13 protein-coding genes are annotated in these 12,466 nt (G+C 65.0%); 8 read left to right on the plus strand and 5 right to left on the minus strand.

Annotated elements, in window-relative coordinates; genetic code table 11:
• Positions 1 to 81 precede the first annotated feature (81 nt).
• Positions 82 to 1,224: a DNA-processing protein DprA gene (gene dprA, locus IVB19_RS21025; RefSeq protein WP_247296519.1), complete on the plus strand. Its 1,143-nt coding sequence runs from the start codon at positions 82 to 84 to the stop codon at positions 1,222 to 1,224.
• Here dprA and IVB19_RS21030 read toward each other — a convergent pair.
• Positions 1,221 to 1,631, minus strand: a complete 411-nt coding sequence (locus IVB19_RS21030; RefSeq protein WP_018458326.1) for a winged helix-turn-helix transcriptional regulator — start codon at positions 1,629 to 1,631, stop codon at positions 1,221 to 1,223. The genes dprA and IVB19_RS21030 overlap by 4 nt on opposite strands.
• An 83-nt stretch (positions 1,632 to 1,714) precedes the next feature.
• On the opposite strand from IVB19_RS21030, the gene IVB19_RS21035 reads away from it, so the two are divergent.
• Positions 1,715 to 2,323: an FMN-dependent NADH-azoreductase gene (locus IVB19_RS21035; protein WP_018458327.1), complete on the plus strand. Its 609-nt coding sequence runs from the start codon at positions 1,715 to 1,717 to the stop codon at positions 2,321 to 2,323.
• A 70-nt stretch (positions 2,324 to 2,393) separates the two neighbouring features.
• Here IVB19_RS21035 and IVB19_RS21040 read toward each other — a convergent pair whose 3' ends face one another.
• Together IVB19_RS21040 and IVB19_RS21045 are read right to left on the minus strand one after the other, a co-directional pair.
• The gene (locus IVB19_RS21040; RefSeq protein ID WP_018458328.1) at positions 2,394 to 2,576 is read right to left on the minus strand and encodes a hypothetical protein; all 183 of its coding nucleotides are present in this window, start codon (positions 2,574 to 2,576) and stop codon (positions 2,394 to 2,396) included.
• Positions 2,577 to 2,753: 177 nt separating this feature from the next.
• Positions 2,754 to 3,527, minus strand: a complete 774-nt coding sequence (locus IVB19_RS21045; RefSeq protein ID WP_166517487.1) for an SDR family oxidoreductase — start codon at positions 3,525 to 3,527, stop codon at positions 2,754 to 2,756.
• 121 nt (positions 3,528 to 3,648) lie between these two features.
• Here IVB19_RS21045 and IVB19_RS21050 point away from each other — a divergent pair, with 121 nt between their 5' ends.
• A complete protein-coding gene (locus IVB19_RS21050; protein WP_204511390.1) occupies positions 3,649 to 4,119 on the plus strand; it encodes a winged helix-turn-helix transcriptional regulator in 471 nt (156 codons plus the stop codon).
• A 182-nt stretch (positions 4,120 to 4,301) separates the two neighbouring features.
• Positions 4,302 to 4,886 (plus strand): flavodoxin family protein, encoded by a 585-nt coding sequence (locus tag IVB19_RS21055; protein ID WP_245329522.1) that lies wholly within the window; start codon positions 4,302 to 4,304, stop codon positions 4,884 to 4,886.
• Positions 4,887 to 4,919: 33 nt separating this feature from the next.
• Here the strand turns inward: IVB19_RS21055 and IVB19_RS21060 are convergent, their stop codons facing one another.
• Complete coding sequence (locus IVB19_RS21060) at positions 4,920 to 5,105, minus strand: hypothetical protein (protein WP_018458332.1); 186 nt, start codon at positions 5,103 to 5,105, stop codon at positions 4,920 to 4,922.
• 281 nt (positions 5,106 to 5,386) lie between these two features.
• Between IVB19_RS21060 and topA the strand changes: the two genes are divergently transcribed.
• From topA to IVB19_RS21080, 4 genes are read left to right on the plus strand one after another with little or no spacing between them, the layout of a single operon-like run.
• Complete coding sequence (gene topA, locus IVB19_RS21065) at positions 5,387 to 8,131, plus strand: type I DNA topoisomerase (RefSeq protein ID WP_085383371.1); 2,745 nt, start codon at positions 5,387 to 5,389, stop codon at positions 8,129 to 8,131.
• A 7-nt stretch (positions 8,132 to 8,138) separates the two neighbouring features.
• Positions 8,139 to 10,493: a ribonuclease R gene (rnr, locus tag IVB19_RS21070; RefSeq protein ID WP_247296514.1), complete on the plus strand. Its 2,355-nt coding sequence runs from the start codon at positions 8,139 to 8,141 to the stop codon at positions 10,491 to 10,493.
• Entirely contained in the window at positions 10,487 to 10,927 is a 441-nt protein-coding gene (locus IVB19_RS21075; protein WP_018458336.1) for a DUF983 domain-containing protein, read from the plus strand. Before rnr ends, IVB19_RS21075 begins: the two co-directional genes overlap by 7 nt.
• Before the next feature lie 33 nt (positions 10,928 to 10,960).
• The gene (locus tag IVB19_RS21080; RefSeq protein WP_085351448.1) at positions 10,961 to 11,710 is read left to right on the plus strand and encodes an NUDIX hydrolase; all 750 of its coding nucleotides are present in this window, start codon (positions 10,961 to 10,963) and stop codon (positions 11,708 to 11,710) included.
• On the opposite strand, the gene IVB19_RS21085 is transcribed toward IVB19_RS21080, so the two are convergent.
• The gene (locus IVB19_RS21085; RefSeq protein ID WP_247338479.1) at positions 11,711 to 12,271 is read right to left on the minus strand and encodes a hypothetical protein; all 561 of its coding nucleotides are present in this window, start codon (positions 12,269 to 12,271) and stop codon (positions 11,711 to 11,713) included.
• Positions 12,272 to 12,466: the final 195 nt, after the last annotated feature.

Here is a 12,466-nt window from a genome sequence, read left to right on the forward strand (position 1 = left end):
CTTCTTATTGGGATCGCTTTTAGCATCGGGGCAAGGTCGCGCAAGCGCACGTCGCTGTTGCCCACGCCTTCAGGTTGTTCCATGCTGTCCCTGCAAGGAGCCGCCGTGGACGCCATCAATCCAAGTGTAGAGCTGACCGAAGCCGACAGGATCGACCGCCTGCGGCTGATCCGGTCCGACAATGTCGGGCCGCGCACGTTCCGGTCGCTGGTCGATCATTTCGGCACGGCGCGCGCGGCGCTGGAGCGGCTGCCGGATCTGGCACGCCGCGGCGGTGCGCAGCGATCGGCGCGCATCTGTAGCGCCGACGAGGCGAAAGCCGAGCTCGCCGCGAGCCGCAAGTTCGGCATCACCTGGCTCGCGCCCGGCGAGGACGGTTATCCGGCACGCCTGGCAACACTCGACGATGCGCCGCCGCTGCTCGCCGTGCGCGGCGACCATGCAACGCTGATGCGGCCGATGATTGCGATCGTCGGTTCGCGCAATGCCTCCGGTGCAGGCTTGAAATTCGCCGGTCAGCTCGCCCGCGAGCTTGGCGAAGCCGGCTTTGTCGTCATCTCCGGCCTTGCCCGCGGGGTCGACCAGGCCGCGCACCGCGCCAGCCTCGAGAGCGGCACCATAGCCGTGCTCGCCGGCGGACATGACTGCATCTATCCGCCGGAGCACGGCGATCTGCTGGCCTCGATCCTCGACCGCAAGGGTGCCGCGATCTCCGAGATGCCGCTCGGCCACGAGCCGCGCGCCCGCGACTTTCCCCGCCGCAACCGGCTGATCTCGGGCGCCGCGCTCGGCGTGGTCGTGGTGGAGGCGGCGCACCGCTCGGGCTCGCTGATCACCGCGCGCATGGCCGCCGAACAGGGTCGCGAAGTGTTCGCCGTGCCGGGCTCGCCGCTCGACCCGCGCGCCGCCGGCACCAACGATCTGATCAAGCAGGGCGCGACGCTCGTCACCGAAGCGGCCGACGTCGTCAACGCGGTCGCACCGATCATGGAGCGGCCGCTGATGCGTACCGCGCGCGAGCCCGACAGCGAGCCGTTCGAGAGCGATCCTCAAGGGCACGACCGCGACCAGATCACCGGCCTGCTCGGCCCTGCCCCTGTCACGATTGACGATCTCGTGCGGATGTCCGGCGCCTCGCCGGCCATCGTGCGTACCGTGCTCTTGGAACTCGAGCTCGCCGGCCGGCTCGAACGCCACGGCGGTGGCTTGGTCTCGCTGCTTTAAGGAGTGGTCCGCTCGTCGAAGCGCGTACGCGCCGCGGCGATCTGCTGCTGATGCGTGATCGCCCATTCGCCGAGTGCCTTTACCGGCTGCTGCAGTCCCCGGCCGAGATCGGTCAGCTCGTAATCCACCCGCGGCGGAATGGTCGGGAAGATCGTGCGTGTGACCAGGCCGTCACGCTCGAGCCCGCGCAGCGTCAAGGTCAGCATCCGCTGCGAAATGCCATTGATCATGCGCTTGAGCTCGTTAAAGCGCTTGGGCCCGTCACTTAGCATCATGATGACGAACACGCTCCATTTGTCGCCGACGCGCGCGAGGATCGAGGCGACGCCGCGGCAGTCCGCATGGTTGGGATCCGGCCTTGGTGAGGCGGGCAAATCGATGTGCGCAGGTTTCAGGGATGTGCCCATGGCTCAAAAAGGTGCGTTCTTGCGGGGATTTCGATAGTCACTCATGTAGCTCTGGTTACAAACTTATACCAGGGTGATCCCGAATGAAACTCCTCCACATCGACTCCAGCGTGCTCGGCCCCCACTCCGTTTCGCGGCAAGTCTCCGCCGCCATCGTCGACCGTCTCAGGCAGGCGACGCCATCGCTCGACATCGTCTATCGCGACCTGACGCAGAGCCCGCTCGCCCATCTCTCCGGCTCGCATCTGGCGGCCGCGCAAGGCGCGCCTGCGCCGGCGGAGCTCGGCCCCGATCTCGCCGCCAGCAAGGCCGCGCTGGACGAGTTTCTTGCCGCCGACATCGTCGTGATCGGCGCGCCCATGTACAATTTCACCATTCCGAGCCAGCTCAAGGCCTGGATCGACCGGGTCCTGGTGGCGGGGAAGACGTTCAGCTATGGGGCCAACGGCCCGCAGGGCCTTGCCGGCGGCAAGCGCGTAATCTTCGCGGTTTCGCGCGGGGGCTATTACGGCGCGGGCTCGCCCGCCGCGTCGCTGGAGCACCTCGAAAGCTATCTGCGTGGCGTGTTCGGTTTCATGGGGATTCATCATCCCGAATTCATCAGCGCCGACGGAATCCAGGTCGGCCCGGAGCATCGCGAGAAGTCGCTCGCAAGCGCGCTCGAGGCGGCGACCGCCCTCCGCGCGGCCTGATAACGCGCACATCATCAGCCGCCGCAACATCGCTTGCGGCGGCTGATCGACCGGTGCGCGATCGGCGAAGCTAAAACCAGGCGCCCTGAATGCCCAGGATGACGGCGACGAGGGAAACGAACAGGCCGATGCCGGAGAAAAGAGCGACCCCGACGAACTCGGAGGTGTCGGAACGCTTGGCAGGAACGGCGGAGTTTTCGGTGTAAATACGCGGTGCTGAAATCGGGGAAATAATACGAGCTGCCTTTGGCATATCGGGCTCCCTTGAAATGAGTCTTCGTGACCCCCTGCCCGTAAAAGTGTCTTGGCAGCGCAAGCGAAGGTTCAATGCCTCCCGCAACGTTCAGAAAATACAGCTCGCGAGACGTGGGAACCGGCCGGCGCAACCGCTCGCCGCTGCGCCGACCGATTCAATTTGCACCAAGATTGATCAGCCGCGATAGATCGGCGCGCCGCTCGGAGAGGCAACCGCGCCGCCATCGACGAAGATTTCCTGGCCCTGCACATGCGCGGAATCGTCGGAGGCGAGGAACAGCACAGTCTTGGCGACGTGATCTGTTTCACCAATGCGCCCCAGCGGCGTCGTCAGCGCGATCCGCTTCTCGAACGCCTTCTCGGCTTCGGGCGTCGCGGTCGCGGGTCCCCAGATCGGCGTGCGGATCGCACCGGGCGCGACCACGTTGACGCGAATGCCCCGCGGCGAGAGCTCCGAGGCCATGATCCGCGCCATCGCCCGCACGCCGGCCTTGGCGGCGCCATAGGCCGAATAGCCGGGAATGCCGAGCACGGAGATCACCGAGCCGTTGAGGACGATGGAAGCATTGTCGTTGAGATAAGGCAGCGCGGACTGAACGGTGAAGAACACGCCGGTCAGATTGGTGCTGATGACCTTCTCGAAGACCTCCAGCGTGGCCGACCCCAGCGGCGTACCGCCGGCGATGCCGGCATTGGCGAACAGGATGTCGAACTTGCCGAACTTTTCGGCGCCCTTCTTGATCGCAGATTCGGTCGCGGCAATGTCGGTGGCGTCGGCGGCGAGCGCGAGCGCGTTCGGCCCGAGCTCCTTCGCGGCCGCCTCGAGCGTCTCCTTGTTGCGCCCGGTGATCACCACCTTGGCGCCCTCGGCCACGAACAGCTTTGCCGTTGCCAGTCCAATGCCGCTATTGCCGCCGGTGATCAGGGCCGTCTTGTTCTTCAGTCTCACGTTCGCCTCCAGTGGTTTCATCATAAAACTACGATTGCCATCTAGGCCACCTGGTTTTAAGATGCAACCACAAGAGCGCGTGAACGGTGACAGGACCGTGCGATCGCGAAAGGACCAGATCATGGTGAAACGGACGAGCTTCGAGGGGGACGCCTGCCCGATCGCGCGATCGCTGGAGGCGATCGGCGACCGGTGGTCCCTGCTGATCATCCGCGAGGCGCTGTTTGGGCTGCGCCGCTTCGGTGAGTTTCAGAGCAAGCTCGGCATGGCCAAGAACATCTTGTCGACGCGGCTGCGCGCGCTGGTCGATCACGGCATCCTGACCACGGCCCCCGCCTCCGACGGCAGCCCTTACGAGGAATATGTGCTGACGCCGAAAGGCCGCGGCGTCTTCCCGGTGTTGGTAGCGCTGCGCCAATGGGGCGAGGATTTCGACGATCGCCCGTCGGAGATCGCGACCATCCTGGTCGATCGCGAGAAAGGCCGACCGGTGAAGAAGCTCGAACTGCGCGCGGAGGACGGGCGATTGCTCAGCCTCGCGGACACCTCGCTGAAGCCGCGGCCTGCGCCGCGGCGACGGTCAGCGGGATAGCGGTGCGCTGTCTCTTCAACGTCGTCCTGGCGACCGATTCCGCTCGGTCTTCGCGGCTACGACAGCCCGCGATTGCTCCGCAGGTTGACCCACTTTCATCGAAGGCGGGTCGGCATGTACCCGAGCGTCCCAACTCGCAATATGGCGTGGCGGACTTGTACAAGCCATCGACAGCGTCAAAGATGGCGAGGTCCCACCAAACTGGCACCACCATGCCCCTGCTCGCCATCACCTATTTTTCCATCTCGGGCACCACCGAGAAGCTGGCGCATGCGGTTGCGCGCGGAGCAGATGGCAAAGCGCAGGTCACGCTGTGTCGCATCACCGGCGGCGACATCGTGTCAGGCCGCTTTCAGAATGAGAGCTTACTGGAGACGATCGATGGCGCCGACGCAGTTGCGTTTGGCAGCCCGACCTATATGGGCGGGCCAGCCGCTCAATTCAAAGCGTTTGCCGATGCTTCAAGTGATCGATGGAGCCAGCAGCGCTGGGCCAACAAGATCGCAGCCGGGTTCACCACGGGCGCCTGCGCAAGCGGCGATCAACTCCACACACTGTCCTACTTTTCCATTCTGGCCGCGCAGCACGGCATGCTCTGGTGCGGACTGGATATTCCCGGTGGCGAGGATCCGAGCGGCCGCAATCGTTTGGGCAGCCAGCTTGGTCTGGCAACACACTTGATTGACGGCTCGTTGCCGGAGAGCGACCTCGGCACGGCCGCATATCTCGGCCTGCGATTGGCCAAAATGGCAAGCCGCAACGGCTAACCGCACCGTCGTTGGAGCAGTACATCGCCCCCTTCACGACAGCCTGCGCTTGCTCCTCAGCCGCAGATGCTCGTCCGCCTCGAGCTTGGTCATTCCCAGGAGATAATGCAGCACGTCGAGCCTGTGCCGTTCGGCAAGCTTGCGCAGGGCCCCGACCTGCTCGGCGATGAAGGCGACCGCCTCCTCGACGCCGCCCTCCCCCGGTTCCTCGTGACGCAAGCCTCCCCCCGCGCGCGATGCGGCGCCCGCCCGTTTCTTTCCTGGCTTAGTCACCAGCCCCCACCCGAATCCATGCCCCGCGGCAACATTACGCCGACATCGACCGCAACTCAAAGGTGGTATTTTGCAACTTTCTCGATATGAAACTTTTCCCATCGGGAGGGCTCTCAACAGCCCTCGATTTGACAGCGACGGCCTCACCACCCATGTTCGGGACGAAAGGGCCGACCCGAATCTCATCGAATTCGGCCCCAAATTTCCCCATAAGTTACTGGAACTACATGAATATCGTCATTGTGGAGTCGCCGGCGAAAGCCAAGACGATCAACAAGTATTTGGGCTCGTCCTACGAGGTTCTGGCCTCGTTTGGCCATGTCCGCGACTTGCCGGCAAAGAACGGCTCCGTCGATCCCGACGCCAATTTCAAGATGATCTGGGAGGTCGACCCCAAGGCGGCCGGCCGGCTCAACGACATTGCCAAGTCCCTCAAGAACGCCGATCGCCTGATTCTCGCCACCGACCCTGATCGCGAGGGCGAGGCCATCTCCTGGCACGTGCTGGAGGTCCTGAAAGAGAAGCGCGCGATCAAGGACCACAAGATCGAGCGCGTGGTGTTCAACGCCATCACCAAGCAGGCGGTGACGGACGCGATGAAGAATCCGCGCCAGATCGACGGTGCGCTGGTCGACGCCTATATGGCGCGCCGCGCGCTGGACTATCTGGTCGGCTTCACCCTCTCCCCCGTGCTGTGGCGCAAGCTGCCGGGCGCCCGCTCGGCGGGCCGCGTGCAGTCGGTGGCGCTGCGTCTGGTCTGCGACCGCGAGCTCGAGATCGAAAAGTTCGTTGCGCGCGAATACTGGTCGCTGATCGCGACCCTGCTGACGCCGCGCGGCGACGCCTTCGAGGCCCGTCTCGTCGGCGCCGACGGCAAGAAGATCCAGCGCCTCGACATCGGCACCGGCGCGGAAGCCGAAGACTTCAAGAAGGCGCTGGAAGCAGCCGCCTACGCGGTGACCGCGGTCGATGCCAAGCCGGCCCGCCGCAATCCGCAGGCCCCCTTCACCACCTCGACGCTGCAGCAGGAAGCCAGCCGCAAATACGGCTTTGCGCCGGCGCACACCATGCGCATCGCGCAGCGGCTCTATGAAGGCATCGACATCGGCGGCGAGACCACCGGACTCATTACTTATATGCGTACCGACGGCGTGCAGATCGACCCGTCCGCGATCACCCAGGCCCGCAAGGTGATCGGCGAGGATTACGGCAACGCCTATGTGCCGGACGCGCCGCGTCAGTACCAGGCCAAGGCCAAGAACGCCCAGGAAGCCCACGAAGCGATCCGGCCGACCGACATGTCGCGCCGTCCCGACAGCATGAGCCGCAAGCTCGAGTCCGACCAGGCGAGACTCTATGAACTGATCTGGAAGCGCACCATCGCGAGCCAGATGGAATCGGCCGAGCTGGAACGCACCACGGTCGACATCACGGCGAAGGTCGGCGGCCGCACGCTGGACCTGCGCGCCACCGGCCAGGTCGTCAAGTTCGACGGCTTCCTCGCACTTTACCAGGAAGGCCGCGACGACGAGGAGGACGAGGACTCCCGCCGCCTGCCCGCGATGAGCCCCAACGATGCGCTGAAGCGGCAGTCGCTCGCCGTCACCCAGCACTTCACCGAGCCGCCGCCGCGCTTCTCCGAGGCCTCGCTGGTCAAGCGCATGGAAGAGCTCGGCATCGGCCGGCCCTCGACCTATGCCTCGATCCTCCAGGTGCTGAAGGACCGCGGCTACGTCAAGCTCGAGAAGAAGCGCCTGCACGGCGAGGACAAGGGCCGCGTCGTAGTCGCGTTCCTCGAAAGCTTCTTTGCCCGCTACGTTGAATACGACTTCACCGCCAATCTGGAAGAGCAGCTCGACCGCATCTCCAACAACGAGATCTCCTGGCAGCAGGTGCTGAAGGATTTCTGGACCGGCTTCATCGGCGCGGTCGACGAGATCAAGGATTTGCGCGTCGCGCAGGTGCTCGACGTGCTCGACGACATGCTGGGACAGCACATCTACCCGCCCCGCACCGATGGCGGCGACATCAGGCAATGCCCCAGCTGCGGCAACGGGCGGCTCAATCTCAAGGCCGGCAAGTTCGGCGCCTTCGTCGGCTGTTCGAACTATCCGGAATGTCGCTACACCCGTCAGCTCGCCGCCGACGGCGAGGCAACGGCCGATCGTTCGCTCGGCCAGGACCCGGATACGGGCCGCGATGTCTGGGTCAAGGCCGGGCGGTTCGGCCCCTACATCCAGCTCGGCGAGCAGAAGGATTATGCGGAGGGCGAGAAGCCGAAGCGCGCAGGCATTCCGAAGGGGATGTCCCCTGGAGATGTCGAGCTCGAGCTTGCGCTCAAGCTGCTGTCGCTGCCGCGCGAGATCGGCAAGCATCCGGAAACCGGTGAGCCGATCACCGCGGGTCTCGGCCGCTTCGGGCCGTTCGTGAAGCACGAGAAGACTTATGCCAGCCTCGAGGCCGGCGATGAGGTGTTCGACATCGGCATCAACCGCGCGGTGACGCTGATCGCGGAGAAGATCGCCAAGGGCCCGAGCCGCCGCTTCGGCGCTGATCCCGGCAGGGCGATCGGCGATCATCCCACCCTCGGCACCGTCACGGTAAAGGGCGGCCGCTACGGCGCCTATGTCACCGCGGGTGGCGTCAATGCCACGATCCCGAGCGACATCGAGAAAGACGCCATCACGCTGCCGCAGGCAATCGCGCTGATCGACGAGCGTGCGGCCAAGGGCGGCGGCAAGAAGCCGAAGAAAGCGGCGAAGCCGGCCAAGGCCAAGAAGGCTGCGGCGAAGGCCGCCGACGGCGATGACGCCGCACCAAAAACCAAAAAGCCGGCCGCGAAGAAGGCGGCCAAACCCAAATCCGAATCCACCAGCAAGGCGCGCGCAGCCGTGTCGTCGACGGCCAAAACGTCACCGACCAAGGCAGCTGGCGCCAAAGCTCCGGCCAAGAAAAGTGCCGGCACCAAATAGAGGCTAAGTGAAACGCAAGAATGACCGTGGCTTTCCCGACAGGGCAGCCATCGTCGCCTTCATCAAGGCAAATCCCGGAAAGGTCGGAACCCGCGAAATTGCACGCGAGTTCGGCCTGAAGAACGCCGACCGCATCGAGCTCAAGCGCATGCTGCGCGAGCTCGCCGACGACGGGCTCGTCAAGAAAAAGCGCCATACGATTTCAGAGCCGGACAGCCTCCCGCCGACGCTGGTCGCCGACATTACCGGCCGCGACGCCGACGGCGAGCTGGTCGCCTCCCCCACTGAATGGGACGAGGTCGAAAGCGGCGAGCCGCCAAAGATCCTCATCACGATGCCGCGCCGGCCGAAGCCCGGCACCGCGGCCGGCGTTGGCGATCGCGCGCTGCTGCGGGTCGAGCGATCCGACGAGACCGAAGGCCCGGCCTATCGCGGCCACATCATCAAGGTTTTCGACAAGACCAAGAGCCGCATCCTCGGCGTCTTCCGCAGCCTGCCCGAAGGCGGCGGACGGATCATCCCGGTCGACAAGAAGTCCGCCGACCGCGAGCTGAACATCGCCCCGACTGAGACGCACGGCGCGCAGGACGGCGATCTCGTCAGCGTCGACATCATCCGCTCGCGCGGCTTTGGGCTGGCGTCAGGCCGCGTCAAGGAGAAGCTCGGCTCGGTCAAGTCGGAGAAGGCGATCAGCCTGATCGCGATCTACGCGCACGACATCCCGCTGCAATTCCGTCCCGCGGCAGAGCGCGAAGCCGAAGCGGCGGAGCCGGCCAATCTGAAGGGGCGCGAGGACTGGCGCGATGTGCCGCTGGTCACCATCGATCCGCCGGATGCCAAGGATCACGACGACGCGGTACACGCGCAGCCGGATCCTGATCTCAACAACAAGGGCGGCTTCATCGTCGATGTCGCCATCGCCGATGTGAGCTTCTACGTGCGACCGGGCACCGCGCTCGACCGCGATGCGCTCGATCGCGGCAACTCGGTCTATTTCCCCGACCGCGTCGTGCCGATGCTGCCCGAGCGCATCTCCAACGATCTCTGCTCGCTGGTGCCGGGCGAGCCGCGCGGCGCGCTCGCGGTGCGGATGATCATCGCGCCGGACGGGCGGAAACGGTCGCACAGCTTCCACCGCATCCTGATGCGCTCCGCAGCCAAGCTGAACTATGCGCAGGCGCAGGCCGCGATCGACGGAAGGCCGGACGACACCACCGGCCCCCTGCTCGATCCAATCCTGAGGCCGCTTTATGCCGCCTATGCCTGCGTCAAGCGCGCGCGCGACGAGCGCGATCCGCTCAATCTCGATCTGCCCGAGCGCAAGATCCTGCTCAAGCCCGACGGCACGGTCGACCGCGTCGTCGTGCCCGACAGGCTCGACGCGCACAAGCTGATCGAGGAGTTCATGATCCTCGCCAATGTCGCGGCAGCCGAGATGCTCGAGAAGAAGTCGCTGCCGCTGATCTACCGGGTGCATGACGAGCCGACCCTGGAAAAGGTCCACGCGCTCGCGGAATTCCTGGCGACGCTGGACGTTCCGTTCGCGAAAGGCGGCGCGCTGCGCCCCGCTCTGTTCAACCGCGTGCTGGCGCAGCTCGAAGGCCACGACCACTTTCCGCTGGTCAGCGAGGTCGTGCTGCGCGCCCAGGCACAGGCCGAATACTCTTCGGAGAATTACGGTCATTTCGGCCTGAATTTGCGCCGCTATGCGCATTTCACCTCGCCGATCCGCCGCTACGCCGACCTTGTCGTGCACCGTGCGCTGGTTCGCGCGCTCGGCCTCGGCGAAGGCGCGCTGCCCGACACCGAGACGCCGGAAACGTTGAGCGAGGTCGCAGCTCATATCTCAGTGACCGAGCGGCGCGCGATGAAAGCGGAGCGCGAGACCGTCGACCGCCTGATCGCCCATCACCTCGCCGACCGCATCGGTTCGAGCTTCCAGGGCCGCGTCTCCGGCGTCACGCGCGCCGGCCTGTTCGTCAAGCTCGCCGAGACCGGCGCCGACGGCCTGATCCCGATCCGATCCCTCGGCACGGAATATTTCAACTATGACGAGGGCCGCCACGCCCTGGTCGGCACCCGCAGCGGCACCATGCATCAGCTCGGTGATGTTGTCGACGTCCGCCTGATCGAGGCGGCTCCGATCGCAGGCGCGTTGCGCTTCGAGCTGCTGTCCTCGTCCGGCGAGACCGCACCGCGGGGCCGCAGGTCCTCCGGTCCGCAACGCCGCCGCTCGTTCAAGGCGCACCCCGGGCGCAGTCCTGACAAGAAGCGCAAGCCGGACAAGCCGAAGAAGCCCGGCAAGGGGAAAACGGCCAAGGGAAAAAGCAAGGGCAAGGGCCAGAAGGGCAAGGCATGGTGACGACGAGCACGGCGCCGAAGATCTGGACCCGCGACACCGGCCTCGTCGAGAAGCGCGACGTCTTTGCTGCGATGAGGCGCGGCTTTCGCGGCCGCTGCCCGCGCTGCGGCGAGGGAAAGCTGTTCCGCGCCTTCCTGAAGACCGCGGATAACTGCTCCGTCTGCGGCCTCGATGTCACGCCGCATCGGGCCGACGATTTGCCAGCCTATCTCGTCATCGTCATTGTCGGGCACATCGTGGTGCCGACTATTCTGTGGATCGAGACCAACTATACGACGCCGGTCTGGATCAGCTTCGCGGCCTATCTGCCCTTCACCTTCGTCGCCTCGCTGGCACTGCTGCAGCCGGTGAAGGGAGCCGTGGTCGGATTGCAATGGGCTCTGCGCATGCACGGGTTTGACGAGAACCCGACGGATGGTATTCCGCCGGTGTAAGCAAAATAAACAAGTAGTGGTTTGGGTGAGGACATGACGGATACGTCGCAGGCAGCCGACAAGGCAAAGATCCACGAGGGCAAGGAAGCCGATCATCATCCCTATTTCCGCCCTAGGGATGCCGCGACACTGATCCTGGTCGACCGCAGCGGAGCCATTCCAAAAGTCCTGGTCGGCAAGCGCCACGACAAGGTGGTGTTCATGCCCGGAAAATTCGTTTTCCCGGGCGGCCGCGTCGACAAGGACGATTATCGCGTACCATGCGCGGCGCCGATCACCGCCGAACTGGAAGCCAATCTCGCCAAGGGCAGCCCGAAGACGCCGGCCTCCCGCGCAAAATCGCTGGCGATCGCCGCGATCCGCGAGGCCTGCGAGGAAACGGGTCTCTGCCTCGGACGCAAGGCCGAGGTAAAGACAAAACTCGAAGGCGCCTGGAAGCCGTTCGCGGATGCGGGCCTGTTGCCGGATCCCTCCAGCCTGTTCCTGATCGCGCGCGCAATCACCCCGCCCGGCCGCGTCAAGCGGTTCGACACGCGCTTCTTCACGGCGGACGCCTCCGCGATCACCCATCGCGTCGACGGCGTGATCCACGCCGATGCCGAGCTTGTCGAGCTGGTCTGGGTCGAGCTCGGCTCGAAGCCGCTCGCCGATCTGCATCCGATGACGCGCAATGTGCTCAACGAGCTCGACGCGCGCCTTGCCACCGGCCCGCTCCGCCACGATGCGCCGGTGCCGTTCTTCCATTTCTACGGCGGCAAGATGCAGAAGGATATTTTGAGCTGATCAGTTCGTGACGTCCGCATTGTCCGCGTCGGGCTCGGTGCCGACATAGTCGCGCGCGGGAAGGTTCAGCACTCGCCCGAGCTCGCTGGCGAAGCGACTGGCTTCCTCGCGCTTGGTGAAGCTCATCAGCGTGATCGGCTCGGTCCCTTTGTTGCCGCAGAGATTGACATCATATGTCGTCAGCTCCGGATCGTCGTCGTCGGTAATGCTGATGAAATGATAATCGGCGAGATCGCGATGCTTGCGAAAATTCAGCGGGCCGAACTGCCTGGTGATGACGATCTGGCGCAGCGTCTCGTTCAGCACGACGAAGGTGCGAAAGGTGAGCAGGATGATTCCGGGGATGCCCACGAGCAGCCCGAGTCCCGTGAACACCACCACCGGCATGAGATCATCGGCGAGCCGCCCAAAACCGGAGAAATCCTGCCGCAGGCCGAGCGCGACATTCCACAGCAGATAGAAGCTCGCCGCCAGCAGCGGCAATGACAGCAGCCGCCCGACCCAGGGCATGGGCCGGTCGATGCGGACGATGCGCCCGTCCACGGTCATTGCACCTGCCATCGAAGGTCTCCTCGGGAGCGAAAGTCATGGCTTGGTCGGAGTGAGCCGTGGATCGGTTCGATGGGACTCCTCCGTCATTCCGGGCGCGGCCCGGAATGACGCGAATGTGCTCAGGGCGTCGCGAAAAACAAAATAATCTTCCTACCTCCCCCGATGGCGGAGTTCCGCGGCGTGCCTATGTCTTCGGGAACGACA

It is taken from the genome of Bradyrhizobium sp. 187 (assembly GCF_023101005.1).
Taxonomy (GTDB): domain Bacteria; phylum Pseudomonadota; class Alphaproteobacteria; order Rhizobiales; family Xanthobacteraceae; genus Bradyrhizobium; species Bradyrhizobium canariense_D.

Excerpts from the sequence above, each read along its gene's own strand:
- dprA (WP_247296519.1), top strand. The coding sequence starts at position 82 with ATGCTGTCCCTGCAAGGAGCCGCCGTGGACGCCATCAATCCAAGTGTA.
- IVB19_RS21030 (WP_018458326.1), bottom strand. The coding sequence starts at position 1,631 with ATGGGCACATCCCTGAAACCTGCGCACATCGATTTGCCCGCCTCACCA.
- IVB19_RS21035 (WP_018458327.1), top strand. The coding sequence starts at position 1,715 with ATGAAACTCCTCCACATCGACTCCAGCGTGCTCGGCCCCCACTCCGTT.
- IVB19_RS21040 (WP_018458328.1), bottom strand. The coding sequence starts at position 2,576 with ATGCCAAAGGCAGCTCGTATTATTTCCCCGATTTCAGCACCGCGTATT.
- IVB19_RS21050 (WP_204511390.1), top strand. The coding sequence starts at position 3,649 with ATGGTGAAACGGACGAGCTTCGAGGGGGACGCCTGCCCGATCGCGCGA.
- IVB19_RS21055 (WP_245329522.1), top strand. The coding sequence starts at position 4,302 with ATGGCGAGGTCCCACCAAACTGGCACCACCATGCCCCTGCTCGCCATC.
- topA (WP_085383371.1), top strand. The coding sequence starts at position 5,387 with ATGAATATCGTCATTGTGGAGTCGCCGGCGAAAGCCAAGACGATCAAC.
- IVB19_RS21075 (WP_018458336.1), top strand. The coding sequence starts at position 10,487 with ATGGTGACGACGAGCACGGCGCCGAAGATCTGGACCCGCGACACCGGC.
- IVB19_RS21080 (WP_085351448.1), top strand. The coding sequence starts at position 10,961 with ATGACGGATACGTCGCAGGCAGCCGACAAGGCAAAGATCCACGAGGGC.
- IVB19_RS21085 (WP_247338479.1), bottom strand. The coding sequence starts at position 12,271 with ATGGCAGGTGCAATGACCGTGGACGGGCGCATCGTCCGCATCGACCGG.